General features: G+C 54.4%; 16 protein-coding genes. 14 read left to right on the top strand and 2 right to left on the bottom strand.

All coding sequences use genetic code 11. The annotated features are described in order from the left end of the window. Together PAT3040_RS33270 and PAT3040_RS33265 are read right to left on the bottom strand one after the other, a co-directional pair. Nucleotides 1-581, bottom strand: a 581-nt coding sequence (locus tag PAT3040_RS33270) for a lipoyl protein ligase domain-containing protein (RefSeq protein WP_108996043.1), incomplete at its 3' end; no start/stop codon positions are given. 131 nt (nucleotides 582-712) lie between these two features. Then, complete coding sequence (locus PAT3040_RS33265; protein WP_108996042.1) at nucleotides 713-1,543, bottom strand: phytanoyl-CoA dioxygenase family protein; 831 nt, start codon at nucleotides 1,541-1,543, stop codon at nucleotides 713-715. Nucleotides 1,544-1,694: 151 nt separating this feature from the next. On the opposite strand from PAT3040_RS33265, the gene PAT3040_RS33260 reads away from it, so the two are divergent. The 14 genes from PAT3040_RS33260 to PAT3040_RS33205 all read left to right on the top strand — a co-directional run bounded on the left by PAT3040_RS33260 (nucleotide 1,695) and on the right by PAT3040_RS33205 (nucleotide 12,940). Further along, nucleotides 1,695-2,567: an AraC family transcriptional regulator gene (locus PAT3040_RS33260; protein ID WP_108996041.1), complete on the top strand. Its 873-nt coding sequence runs from the start codon at nucleotides 1,695-1,697 to the stop codon at nucleotides 2,565-2,567. A gap of 230 nt (nucleotides 2,568-2,797) precedes the next feature. After that, nucleotides 2,798-3,985: a LolA family protein gene (locus tag PAT3040_RS33255; RefSeq protein ID WP_108996040.1), complete on the top strand. Its 1,188-nt coding sequence runs from the start codon at nucleotides 2,798-2,800 to the stop codon at nucleotides 3,983-3,985. A gap of 166 nt (nucleotides 3,986-4,151) precedes the next feature. Next, a complete protein-coding gene (gene alr, locus PAT3040_RS33250) occupies nucleotides 4,152-5,342 on the top strand; it encodes an alanine racemase (RefSeq protein WP_108996039.1) in 1,191 nt (396 codons plus the stop codon). A gap of 405 nt (nucleotides 5,343-5,747) precedes the next feature. Continuing rightward, a complete protein-coding gene (locus tag PAT3040_RS33245; protein ID WP_087569552.1) occupies nucleotides 5,748-6,029 on the top strand; it encodes a CopG family ribbon-helix-helix protein in 282 nt (93 codons plus the stop codon). Between the two features lie 3 nt (nucleotides 6,030-6,032). Next, nucleotides 6,033-6,383, top strand: coding sequence for a type II toxin-antitoxin system PemK/MazF family toxin (locus PAT3040_RS33240; RefSeq protein WP_087569551.1), 351 nt, complete (start codon nucleotides 6,033-6,035; stop codon nucleotides 6,381-6,383). 165 nt (nucleotides 6,384-6,548) lie between these two features. After that, nucleotides 6,549-7,334, top strand: coding sequence for an SAF domain-containing protein (locus PAT3040_RS33235; RefSeq protein WP_108996038.1), 786 nt, complete (start codon nucleotides 6,549-6,551; stop codon nucleotides 7,332-7,334). Then, nucleotides 7,331-8,182 carry a CpaE/TadZ family protein gene (locus PAT3040_RS33230; protein ID WP_108996037.1) on the top strand — a complete coding sequence of 284 codons (852 nt, stop codon included), beginning with the start codon at nucleotides 7,331-7,333 and terminating at the stop codon, nucleotides 8,180-8,182. Before PAT3040_RS33235 ends, PAT3040_RS33230 begins: the two co-directional genes overlap by 4 nt. Beyond that, a complete protein-coding gene (locus PAT3040_RS33225) occupies nucleotides 8,179-9,567 on the top strand; it encodes an ATPase, T2SS/T4P/T4SS family (RefSeq protein WP_108996036.1) in 1,389 nt (462 codons plus the stop codon). Before PAT3040_RS33230 ends, PAT3040_RS33225 begins: the two co-directional genes overlap by 4 nt. 58 nt (nucleotides 9,568-9,625) lie before the next feature. Further along, on the top strand, nucleotides 9,626-10,561 hold the full coding sequence (locus tag PAT3040_RS33220) for a type II secretion system F family protein (protein ID WP_108996035.1): 936 nt from the start codon (nucleotides 9,626-9,628) through the stop codon (nucleotides 10,559-10,561). Nucleotides 10,562-10,580: 19 nt separating this feature from the next. After that, on the top strand, nucleotides 10,581-11,471 hold the full coding sequence (locus PAT3040_RS33215) for a hypothetical protein (RefSeq protein ID WP_108996034.1): 891 nt from the start codon (nucleotides 10,581-10,583) through the stop codon (nucleotides 11,469-11,471). Nucleotides 11,472-11,508: 37 nt separating this feature from the next. Beyond that, nucleotides 11,509-11,658, top strand: a complete 150-nt coding sequence (locus PAT3040_RS37775) for a hypothetical protein (RefSeq protein ID WP_179215673.1) — start codon at nucleotides 11,509-11,511, stop codon at nucleotides 11,656-11,658. A 139-nt stretch (nucleotides 11,659-11,797) separates the two neighbouring features. Next, nucleotides 11,798-11,944, top strand: coding sequence for a hypothetical protein (locus PAT3040_RS37770; RefSeq protein ID WP_179215672.1), 147 nt, complete (start codon nucleotides 11,798-11,800; stop codon nucleotides 11,942-11,944). Further along, a complete protein-coding gene (locus PAT3040_RS33210; RefSeq protein WP_108996033.1) occupies nucleotides 11,941-12,366 on the top strand; it encodes a hypothetical protein in 426 nt (141 codons plus the stop codon). Before PAT3040_RS37770 ends, PAT3040_RS33210 begins: the two co-directional genes overlap by 4 nt. 88 nt (nucleotides 12,367-12,454) lie before the next feature. Continuing rightward, nucleotides 12,455-12,940, top strand: a complete 486-nt coding sequence (locus PAT3040_RS33205) for a hypothetical protein (RefSeq protein ID WP_108996032.1) — start codon at nucleotides 12,455-12,457, stop codon at nucleotides 12,938-12,940. Nucleotides 12,941-12,971: the final 31 nt, after the last annotated feature.

Here is a 12,971-nt window from a genome sequence, read left to right as displayed (position 1 = left end):
TCATAGAAGGCGCGGACGAGCTCGGCGCGAGTGCGGCCGGAGCCCTCTGCCACGACGAAAGCCTGTATGATCGACGCATGTGTCTGCCGCCGCTGGGCGATGCCGCAAAATTTGTAGCCATCGATGCTCAGATCGAAGTCGCCGGGGCAATAGGCGCCTGCAATCTCGCCTTTCTCCACCAATCGACCGGTGCTCTGCAAGGCTTCCGCTATTAAATCATACATCCGTTCAAAGTCGTTATGGAATCGAAGATCCAAGGCATTCTTCTTGGGAAGAATGAGGGAGACATTAACGACTCCGGCATCCAGAGGAACGGCCGCTCCGCCAGAATTGCGTACAACCGTCATCCAGCCCCCCTCCTCCAGCCACTGCCTGGCTTCCTTGGCTCGCGGCATACGGCTATCTTTCTGGCCCAGCACGAATGCATGGGGATGGCGCCATAGATGACAGATCGCCGGTCCGCCTTTGCCGGCGCTTCGGCAGAGGAGCTCATCCAGGGCAAAGGCGTACAAGGGATCGCTATGGCGGAAATCGTTCATTCGATCGAGCAGCAGGATGGCGGGTTCTTCCTTGAAGGGCATGCAGGGTTCCTCGCTTATGGGAAAATGTACAGTCTACCCGTATTGTAACACCAATCCCTTCGCAGCGGATAAATACGTTTCTCTCCATCGAATCGGCTATCATTGCGATCCCCTTCGACATCTATCGATGATCATTGCTGAGGAGTAGCGCGTGTCCAGACGACAGGGAAGTCATCCCCCGCCAGGATTTCACCTGGCTGTACTTTTACGTGACTTTCCATCGGATGTCCGCCTGCAGGTTCATAGCGTGTATGACCAGGCATGTAGTGGACGGCAATCGCGCGACGCTTTAATGAAGAACGATTGTGGGGGCTGCCGTGCCACGTTAAGCAGTGGTGATAACCAACTTGACCTTTTTTGATCTCGAAAGGGACGGATTCGACGATTGCATCTGCCGGCAATAGTTCCGGTTGACGATGATACGGTTTGAAATGATCGTCGCTTGCCAAGTAGCGCTGGTGGTTGCCCCAAAGATGACTGCCGGGCACCATCCACATGCAGCCATTCTCAATGACGGCATCATCCAAAGCGACCCAAGCGCTTACGAGATCAGCGGGTTGGATGATGGGCCAGAGGGGATGGTCCTGATGCCAGCCGGTTGGTCCGCCGGAATAAGGCGGCTTGTATTGGATCTGATCATGCCAAACTCTTACCGTATCCGTATTCGAAAGCTGAGCGATCTCTTCGCAAATCGTTGCATTCTGCGCATGCTGATAGAAGGCTTCGCTCGCCATCCAAATGTTGACGATTTGCACAACCTTTTCATTTACTGTCATGTCCATGCCCATATTTCCAGCACCCTCCAGCAAATTTACATTCCTTACTGGTTTCCGCACGGACTTCCCTTCCATGACAAGATCAAGCTCTGCGCGCAGCAGATCGACCTCGGCTTCACTTAGTACGATCCCGCCTTTTAAAAAGCCATCCCGATGAAATTGTTCGATTTGCGCTTTTGTTAACATGTGTTGATAATCCCCTCTCATACCTTTATCAGGTAATATTTGATACTATAAGCATAGTGGAAGGGTTTTCAGATGTATTTGCAATAGTGCTAGATATCTTTATAATTATTCAACATTTTTCGGAGAATGGAATAAGGGAGCGCAGGTTGAGGTGAGAATATATTCTATTGTCGATTTGAAACCGACAGTCAACTTTGCAAGCCGTGATCAGGCCGAACCTTGCACGGTGTGGGGACCGCGGATTATTCCGGATTGTCAAATCTTTTATGTAATCAGAGGAAGTGCCGTGTTGCAACTGGGCAACGAACAGATCGCGATCGCTTCGGGGCAAGGTGTGTTTTTTGGAAGCGAGAGTCCTCATCGCCTGGAAACGCTTGAAGAGACCGATTACTATAGCGTTCATTTCCACTTCGATCATGTTTCTCCAGCGCCGGTTCATCCCGCATATGCGATTTTGGGCTGTGAGCCGGAGCAGCTCGCACAAGAAGTGGCTCGATATGAGATCTCGCTTGGGGACCGTCGTGGTGAGCTTTTCCCTCACAAGTTCGCATATCCGGGGATGGAGCCTTTCTTATTGCGTTTGGTAAAGGAATATCGAGGCGGGCATGTTTGGTTTGATTGGAGCTTGCGCGGGATTATGCTGGAGATGATCACACATATGCTGCGTTGCCAATTGGGGGAAATCAAGCGAGTTGTATCTCCTTTCCTGGCCGCTACTTTGGAAGCCATCCGCGCAGAGCCTGAACGTCACTGGACTGTCGCCGAGTTAGCGGCGTTATGCGGATATCATCCTGTTCATTACTCGAGATTGTTTAAGATGGAAATGGGAACCAGTCCGAAGGATTATTTGATGACGGAGCGAGTAAAACGGGCAAAACAATTACTGCTAAACGGCGAAAGGATAGAGAGCATCGCAGAACGTCTTGGCTATAACAGCATTCATTATTTTTCGAATAACTTTAAGCAGCTAACGGGGCTTACGCCATCCGAATATCGTCAACAAGGCCGGGTGGATTTAGCTTGAAACAGGCGAGAACGGACTGATGCTTAGATTAAAAGGGTTGACGCCGCATGATGTATTTTCGTATTAAACAGTACGATAAGCGATTGAATTAGACGGTGAAAATATCAGGGTTTGACCTCATCCTTAAAAATATCCCGCCAGCTCGTCAACCCTGTCCGCATAATTGTCCAAGTCCCCACATAGACATGTTATCATCCAGTAAAAATTCGATGGTCAGAGGGGATGATTACATGCGTCGCATGGCATGGACGGCGGCAATTATTATGGTATTCGCGCTTGTTCTATCTGCTTGTGGTGGTACAAAGGACGCCGAGTCCGTGGTGAAGGATCTCGAGAAGTACGTGAACGACATGGAGAGTTATCAGGGCAACGGCACGATGACGCTTCATACCGGCCAGCAGCCGCTGACGTATCAGGTGGAGGTGTCGTACCAGACGCCGCATTACTACCGCATCAAGCTGACGAACGAGGAGAAGGACATTACACAGATCGTGCTTCGCAACGATGATGGCGTATTCGTATTGACACCCAAGCTGAACAAAGTATTCCGGTTTCAAAGCGACTGGCCGCAAAATCAAGGCCAGGTTTATCTGTACCAGACGCTTGCGCAAAGCATCATTGTAGACAACTCCAGAGTATTCGCCGTAGACGAGGACGCCTACGTGTTCGACGTTATGGCGAGCTACAACAATGGCTCGTTAGCCCGCCAGAAGATCTGGCTGGACAAAGCGGATCTGAGCCCGGTACAGGTGGAAGTCAGCGATACGAACGCTTCTGTCGTCGTAGACGTGAAGTTCGACGATTTCGAGTTCGGAACGAAGTTCGAGCCAAGCGTATTCCAGACGGAGGCGAATATGCAAGCGGAAGCTTCCCCGTCGGCCGGCAACGACGAACCGACCATAGCAACGCCGGAGAACACCGACGATACCACGGCACCTGGCGACGATGCCGTCGAAGACGAGGATACGGACGGCAAGGTTGAAGGAAGCGGCAATAACGAGGAAGAACCCGGCGACGAAGAAGCAGGTGCAGAAGAAGAGGATGCATCGACAGGCGTGGAAGGCGAGGAGCCGGCCGACTTCGTGGCTATGGGACCATCGTACCTCCCGAGAGGCGTATCGATGAAAGATGCCAAGGACATTGTATTCGGCGGCAATCCCGGCATGATGACACGTTATGAGGGAGTTTACAGCTACACGCTCATTCAGACGATGCCGAAGGATGTGGCAACGACGCTTGTTCCCGGACGTATGGTGGATGTCGGATTCGACAACATCGGCCAGATCACGGGCGATGACAAGCTGCAGACTCTTACCTGGACGTACGAGGGTCAGCAATTCCGCCTTACGAGCGAAAATCTGCCGGAGAGCGAGATGTTAAAGGTAGCGCAATCGGTCCAAGGCGAGATGGCGAAATAAATAATAACCTGCTTAATACTCGGCTGGCATGGGATTTCCAATACGTGCCAGCCGATTCTGGCATGCATTGCATTGACAGTCCCGGCAGCCTCGTTTAACATTGATTTTATTGATGTTGACTGCCCGGATTGTTCCTGTGTTACAGCTAGAGGAGAAGGTGAAAGACTTGGATTCGTATTATCGCCCTACGAGGGCAGAAATTTCGCTCGATGCCCTGCGGCACAATCTAACCGTTATACGCGCTGCACTTCCCGGCGGCTGCAAGCTGATGGCTTCCGTTAAGGCGAACGCCTATGGTCATGGAGCCGTGGAGATTGCAAAGGCCGCCGAGAGCTACGGCATTGATTATTTGGGCGTCGCGTTTCTGGATGAGGCGCTGGGACTTCGGAGAAATGGCGTTCGCGCGCCTATTCTTGTATTGGGATACGTGCCTGGTGATGCGCTTGGTCTTGCTCGAGAGCATGATATTACAATCAGCATGTTCAGGGAAGATGTTCGCGCGGCAGCGGAAAACCTTCCGGAGGCTCCGGATGGCCGCAAGCTCAAGATTCATGTGAAAGTGGACTCCGGCATGGGCCGTCTTGGCGTGCTGGGTCTGGAAGAGGCGGTATCGTTCGTCGAACATTGCCTGGCTACTCCGCAGCTTGAGGTTGAGGGCATGTTTACGCATTATGCGCGCGCGGATGAGCTGGACAAAGGATATACGGAATCGCAGCATGAGCGATTCTCTGCCGTTGCCAAGGCGCTTGAGGAGCGCGGTATCCGGCTACCGATCATTCATGCGGCCAACAGCGCCGCGGGGATGGAGACTCCGGAGTGGGCGGGCGGCATGGTGCGGCTTGGAATCGCGATGTACGGTTTGTACCCGTCTGCCGAAGTAAATCGGGAAAAGATCGCGCTTGCTCCGGTTATGTCGCTAAAGACGGAGGTTTCCTTCGTCAAGCAGGCGCCTGAGGGCTGGGGAATTAGCTACGGTACCCGTTATTTCGCAAAAGGCGGAGAGAGAATCGGCACGCTGCCGATCGGATATGCCGATGGGTACAGCCGGATGCTCTCGGGCAAAGCGCATGGACTTGTGCGCGGCGTCAAGCTGCCGATACGGGGCACGATCTGCATGGACCAGTGCATGATTACGCTGGACGACGAGAGGCTGACGGCCTCCGAAGCCGGAGAGGTTCGGCAGGGCGAGGAGGTTGTGCTGATCGGACGACAGGGCGACGAAGTCATTACGATGGAAGAGCTCGCGGATCAGCTTGGCACGATCAACTACGAGATTGCATGCATGATCGCGTCCCGCGTGCCTCGCGTCTATACGTCTGGCGGGGCAATCGTCTCGGTTCGCAACGAGCTGGCATAGCCGCGTCCGTATCTAGTGGGATTTTTTTCATGAAGGAAATTCCGGCAGCGACGGAGGAATTTGGGGAACGAATATCGAATGTACTGTAGAGGTTATTCTGCACGTCTCATGCATGCCGCGATATAGCATAATTGATATATGACTAACATAGATATGTTGAAGTATAGCGGAGGCTATATTTTGCCAGACTATAAGGGAGTATAAATACTCCGCTTGAACATTTTACGCAGCAGCGCCAGAATGTTCCTGCTACAACCGCATAGGGTCAGTTGAATGGGACGTATGTTCCTTCCTGTATGAATTTTACAACAAACCTTCTACATGCAATCAACATTTTCGTGGAGCTGTAGATTTTATCATGCACGTGCACAGTGGCTTTGGAAAAGTTTTGGGGGTGTCAGTTCGGTGGCCAATATCCATAATACGAAAAGGATCATGATCAGCCTGCCCGATCAGCTGCTGGAGGAAGTCGACGGAATCGTCGCCAAGGAAAACTCCAATCGCAGCGAGTTTATTCGGCAAGCCATGAAGCTGTATCTGGTAGAGCGCAAGAAACGTCAAATCCGCGAGTCCATGCAGCGCGGCTATATGGAGATGGCGAGAATCAATCTGAACATGGCCTCGGAAGCGTTTCAAGCAGAGGAAGAAGCGGATCACACGTTAGGGCGTCTAGTGAGCGGGGTGTAGAGCTTGATCGTCAAACGCGGAGATGTTTTTTTTGCCGATTTGTCCCCAGTCGTAGGATCTGAACAGGGAGGAGTCCGTCCCGTTCTCGTAATACAGAATGACATCGGTAACCGCTTCAGCCCTACCGTCATCGTAGCTGCCATCACCGCTCAAATTCAGAAAGCAAAGTTGCCGACGCATGTAGAGATGGATGCGGCGACGCATGGCTTCGACCGCGATTCCGTCGTGCTGCTGGAGCAGATCCGTACGATCGACAAGCAGCGTCTGACGGACAAAATTACGCATCTGGACGACGAAACGATGCGAAAGGTCGACGATGCGCTGTTGATTAGCGTCGGTTTGATCGATTTTTAAAATTTGTTATAGACAAATCATGACAATTATTGATATTATATACGCAATTGAACACTAAAGTTAAATGATATGTGACTACGAATGCGAAGAACGCATGCGATGAGCCGAGACCGGCTTACGCGTGCGTTCTTTTTTTGTCGTTGTCGGGAAGGGAGTGGAGAAGAGATGGGCAAGGGGCGAAATATGTGGCTCAGTCTGGTTGCGGCGGTATTATCGGCAGGTCTTGTCTATGGGCTGTACGATCTGCAGCGGCTGCAGGTGGAGCGCCAGTCGACCATGCCGGTCGTGGCTCCTGTTCGGTTTATTGCAGCGGGAGAACGAATTCAAGCGGAAGATTTGATGCTGCTCCGGCTGCCTGCCGAAGCTTATCAGAAAGAGATGGTTGAGGGAGTCGACGCCGTGGCCGGCAAGGAAGCCGTCGTGCCGATGGGAAGAGGGGAGCCCGTGCTGGCATGGAAGCTGAACGAATACGGCCTTCAGCCGAGAGGTTCGGAAGCGACCTTTCAACTGCCCAAGGACTATATACGTTCCATCTCCAGCGGCATACGTGCCGGAGATCTTGTAACGTTGTTTGCATCGGGACCGGAAGGGGCTTCGACGCGTGTGTTCGACGAACCGGTCGTGGTAGCTTCCGTTAAGACGGCAGGCAACGTAGAGATAGACAATATGGAGCGTCCGCATCTGTTGTCGCTCGCCGAGGGCAATAAGGAAGAGATGTACGCGGCCCGCCGGGACGCCAACGGCAGCATCGACGCCATCAATCTGAATCTGACCGAGACGCAATGGCTGACCATCGACGAGCTGTGCAAGGGCGGAGAAGTCAAGCTTGTGATCGCCTACAGCCCGGCGTCTTTCGAACGGATTGGCAATGCGGTCGACGGGGAGTCCTCTATGTCCGGCATACTGCACCATGATCTAGAGACCAAGGAAGAGGAGGAGGAACAGCCATGAGCGGCAAGCAAGGGACGATGATCGTTTTTGTCGGCACGACGCCGAATATAGGTACGACAACGGCTGCATTCGCGTCGGCGATGAGGCTTGCGGAAGCGACAGACAAGCCGGTCGGCTATTTGTGCCTGCATCTCAAGAGCGCCAAGCTGCACCGGTTCCTCGGCGTGGACGAACCCGAAACGACGCTTGACAAGCTGCAGCCCGAGCTTCGGTCGGCGGCATTGACGCCGGCCATGCTGCAACGCGCGATGTTCGAGCTGCCGGGGCAGCGTAATCTCCGGGTGTTGTTCGGAAGTTTGAACAGGGAGCAGGCGGAATATTTTACCGATAGGGAAATTCAGCATTTGCTCGATGTGGCGGAGCGGACGTTCTCCTGCGTCGTGCTAGACGTCGGGGCGTACTGGGATAACGCGGCGACGGTATGCGCGATTCAGCGTGCTAACGTGCGGGTCGTAGTGACGACAGGAGCGCTGTCTCACTTCCAGGAGGACGGCAAACGATGGATTGGCGACGTATCGCCGCTGTTCATGGTGCGTCCGGAGCAATACGAATGCCTTGTCATTCGTGCGCCTTGGGGACGTGACGCATACAGTGCCGCGCAGATCGGAAGAGAGCTTGGCTCAGCAGGAATCAGCGAGCTCCGTTTGTCGCAGACGTTGTTCGCCAGCCTGGATCAAGGCGCGTTTCACCTGTGGCTGAAGGAAGATAAGGCGGGAAGGGCGGCGATGTCGGGACAAGCGGGAAGGATCGTTTCCCGTTACGGGCTGGGGATGCCCGTGACTCGCGCCAAGCTTCTCGCATGGCCGTTCAAGCGAATGGGCGCGAGAGAAAGGACGGGGTCGGCATGAGTCAGGAGCGGGCAAAGTTCTCTCCCGCGGAATTCGCGGCCAGGACGGGAGGACGGAATCCCGACAAGCAATCCGTGCCAGAGACCTCGGAAGCATTAGGGAAGCTGGAGGAGAGCCATTCGCCGGCAGAGGAGCAGAGCCAACTGGTGGATGACATACGTTCTTACTTAAGCGCTCCGAGAGGGCTCACGGAGGAAGAGCGCAGAGCTTATGGCGAAACGCTAAATCGTGCCGTGCTGGGTTTCCCGCAGGAGCGGGAGCAAGTGCTCGCGATTATCGAGGAGCGTCTCATCCGTTTGCGCATCCAGCGGGTGGAAGGTTGGCGGCATCCTTACGCGACATTGGCGGAAGCGCTGTTTGCAGAGGTGGTGGGACTCCATGTGCTGGAGCTGGTGCTTGCGGATCGGGAAGGACTGGAGGAAATTCAAGTCGTAGGAACGCGAATCTACGAAGTAAGGAGCGGATTCGGGACGCTGTCTAAGTTCGCATTCGAAGAGCTGAGAGATGTGGAACGCATCCAGCAAAATTTGGTGTTGTTCAACAACGACCGTATAACGCCGCGCAAGCGCTGGGCGGAAGTGATGCTGCGCGACGGCTCGCGCGTCACCATGACGGGCTTTGGTTTCACGGCAAGTCCCACGCTGACCATTCGGTTCTATACGATGCGCACGTTCAGTCTGGCAGCGCTGGCGGACTATCCTTACAGAACGATGAATGCAAGGGTGGCGGGACTGCTCCGGGCCATCCTTCATGCGAGATTCAATATCGTCGTCATCGGCGCAACAAACTCCGGCAAGACGAATTTGCTGAAGGCGCTCATTGCGGACCTTCCCGACGAAGAGCGAATCATTACGATTGAAGGCCGATTCGAGATGATGCTCGGGCGCGACTTCCCGGACAAAAATATCGTCGAATACGAATCGTCAGAAGAGGATGGCGGCCACTCTTCCGCACAGGCATTTAAGCTGGCGCTAAGGCAATCGCCGCAGCGGATCGTTCATGCCGAAATACGCGACGAGGACGCCAACATCTACGTTCGCGCATGCACGAGAGGGCATAGCGGCAGCATGACGACGGTTCATGCGAACGAGCTGGAGGACGTGCCGGAGGCGATTACCGATATGTGCATGCTGGATGGCAGGGCGATGAACGCGGAGCGGCTTTCGAAGCGGATAGCCGAATATGTGACGGAGGTAGGGATCCAGATGAAGATCGTGGCAGGCCGCCGAATTGTTGCGCGCATTGGAGAGCTGGGCTGGCGGGGCGGAGAAGCCTTCGTCCAGGACTGGGCGGTGTACGACGAGCTGCAGGATGATTGGCGATTCGAAGCGGCGCCGTCCGAGAGGAAGGCAGCGAAACTGGCGGCGGCGGGGTATTGCACGTGACCCTTGCTTACGGACAATGGGACATGGAAGCGTTGAGACTGGAGGCGATGTGCAAGTTATGAACCATCTGACGATGACGGCAGCCGCTGCCGCTCTGTTCTTGCTGTTTTCTTATATAATAGGCAATCTGCTCGATATCGTTCATGACAGGCGTAGATTGCGAAATCGTCTGACTTACGAATCGCCCCGAAGCCTGCGTCGGCTGCTCATGCGGGAGTTTACCCTATATGTGCGGCTGCGGGAGCATTGTGCCCTGTTGCTGGAGACGCTGCGGCTAAAGATGACGGCTGATCTGTTTCTGGGGGCTTCGTTTATTCTGCTGCTGATGGGGGTCTCGCTTGGAGGCATGTTTTTCCAAAGTTTGAAGGGCACGCTGCTCTTCGGGGTTCTTGTCGGAGTCGTGCCTTACGCCTTGCTCCGGGGACTGCTTATCCACCGCCGGATGCAGGCGCAGCTGGACTTCCTGCCAGCCGTGGAGCTGTTCTATCAATGTTATCTTGTCACGGGAGAACGTCATGTCCGGACGGCTCTGCAGCGCGCGATCGAAGAGAAGCGGCTGCTCGGTCCCATGCAGGCGGTGTTCGAGCAGCTGTACCGGAATCTGTCCGTGCGGGGAGACGACGAGAGGTCGCTGCGGCTTATGGCGGGATCGCTGGGACATGTGTGGGCGGATTACTTCGCAAACATTATGCGGGTCGCTTTGACGGAAGGCGTGACGGTGACGGACGGTTTGCGCGAGCTGCTGGGCGACATGCGCAAGGCGCGGCGTTCCAACGAGCAGGAGCGTCATCGGCTGCTGGAGATTAGAATCGCCAACTTCACGCCGGTGTTGTTCCTGGCTTTGTTCGTCGGCATCAACATCAAGTACAACCCGGAGAACGCCTATTATTACTATTTGTTCGATCCGCAGGGGAAGGATATGCTGCTGAACGCGCTGCTGCTGATCTTCGCGTCGTTCCTGATGGGACTATGGTTATCTCGCAAAAAGATGTAAGAGGGAAGGAGTGCTCCCCATGTTCGAGCAAGCGGAGCAGGGAATTCGGCTGGCCCTGATAGCGGGACAGCTGTTATTCGCGGCCGTTGCCATATACGCGCTGTTGTCATTGCTGCCGAGAAAGGCTCCTCGCTGGAGCAGGCTGGCGTTTCTGTCCTGGAGAGCAGCCCCGCCACCGGCCGGCTGGCTGAGATTGTTGCGGATCAGCAGGGACTCCCACGCATTTAGAGAGCGGGAGCTGCTGCTTGCCTCATGCGGCGTGACGGTCGATCCCGCTTGGTATATGCTTGCGCGCTTCGCCGGCAGCGGGATCTTGATCGTGGCGGCGCTCGCGTCAGCAGCCATGCTGGGCGTAAATGTGATGTCGCCTGCAGTCCAACTGGCTGTCGGTATTCCCGCCTTGCTTGTCGGTTTGCTCGCGTTGGACCGAATGTGGCTCAGAACGATCGGCAAGCTGCGTTCGCTGCAGATGACGAAGGAGATCTACACGATAAGCAATCAGCTTCTGTATTTGGCTGATTCGTCTCTTCATATCCATGCCAAGCTGACTCGATGCATTCCTTTCACAAAGACGATGCGCGGCGATATGGAGCGGCTGCTGGCGGAGTGGTATCATGATCCGGCTTCGGCTCTTCAGCGATTTAAGACCAGGCTCGGAACGGATGACGGGATGAGCTTCGTGGAGACGCTGGATGCGCTGCGGCTGCATGAGAGCCGCGAATATTACGAGCTGCTACGCGTAAGGATTGAGGATTACAAGGACAAGCTGGAGCTTGCCAAGGAAGGACGCAAGGAATCCACCTCGTACGTGTTGTTCCTGCTGGCAGGCATTCCGATTCTTTATACGTTCCAGGTTTTTATATTTCCATGGGTCAAGGAAGGACAGAAGCTGTTCGAATCTCTCGGCTAGAGCGGAGAACGGCAATTGACGAAGGAGGTGAGAATGAATGCGCAATATTCTGATGACGGTCATGATGTTAGTAGTCGTAATCGTATTGTTCAACTCGATCATCGCTCAAGATACGACAGGGACAAGAAGCCAAGTGCAATCGCAAGGCAACGCCGCGAATACAAGAATCAGCCAGTTGCTTCCTTAATGGATTATCGGGTCTGGCCGGCTTTGAGAAGGAGGCGGTTCCGCATGAAGAAGCCGTCTCTGTTTGTTCATTCTCGGAATGAAACATGCCGCGACGCCAGTGGACGGCGACAGCCGTTTCACCTTGGGAGGTGCAATCCATGCGCGCATTGTTATTATCCATGTTATTGCTTGTGACGGTATTGCTGGTCTATTCGGCGGTTGCCGAAGGAGAGGACGGCATGAGGTCGCAGACAAATGAAGCGGGCGCATCCATCAGCGATTATATAAGGGGGATGAGTCCGTGAAGCAATTGCTGCTCTTCGTGCTGTTTGCGGCGATGCTGTGCTGGATGATGTTTTCGCCAATCTATAAGCATGTCGTCATTGTTCGGCAAGCGGTGCTGCAGCAAGAGGTCGATTATTTGCTGGAGGTTGGCGCGAGCGGTACATATGGCTATATTAGCGCCGCGATGCTGCAGCAGTCGGCCGATCGGCTGGAACGCCTGGGACTGGAACGCGACGCGATAGAATACGCCGCTGAGACGACCAGCGGCGTGTCCGCCGCCAATCCAGGCTTACCCGTACCAAGGGGGACGGGCATAACGCTTGCGATCAGCTATCCGTTCGAGAACTTGTTTATGATCGATGCGCTGATCGGCCTGTCCCCCATTGCGCCGGAAACGCGGATGCGGGCTTTCGGGATGAAAATGAGCGAGTACGTGCCATAGCCCGGCTAGTGCTTTAATTGGCGCTGTCAGTGAATTTGGCAATACCATTGTATTTGGCTCTACCAGTGAATGAAAGGAGGAAGCCGCCTTGTACAAGCTGCTGCTGATCATGATGATGATGACCGTCTGGATGGCGGTTCATCTCATGGGGGTTGAAGAGGAATTGGCGATGAAAACATTGTCCCAAAGCAAACGGGCGATCAATCGGGCAGCGCATGCCGCTGCCCAGCAGCTTGACAAGGAAGCGCTCGGAAATGGCGAGCTTCGCATCAATCCGCAGACTGCCGCCGAGACGGCCATGAATTATTTAGGCGGCAACCTGCTGGTGGACGATGAGGGCGTGCCTCTGGACAATTCCTTCCTGCTCGATCCAATTGAGGTGCTCGTATTCGATATTGTTAACGGAGACCAAACGTTTCCGTATGTCTACCGCAATGATGAACATCAATTCGAAGCCGTCCTGCGTAAGCCCGGCGTCGTCCTGATCGTCAAAGTTGTTTACCCCAGAGCGTTCCGCGTGCTTGAGCCGATCGAGTGGGAAATAAGGGGAGCCGCCGAACTGGTGGCAGGTTAACGCTGAATTGCACGACTATATGGCATTATCT

The organism is Paenibacillus agaridevorans (assembly GCF_003112455.1).
In the GTDB taxonomy this organism is placed as follows: domain Bacteria; phylum Bacillota; class Bacilli; order Paenibacillales; family Paenibacillaceae; genus Pristimantibacillus; species Pristimantibacillus agaridevorans.
Note: the sequence above shows the minus strand (reverse complement) of the source record. Positions and strands in the feature narration are given on the sequence as shown.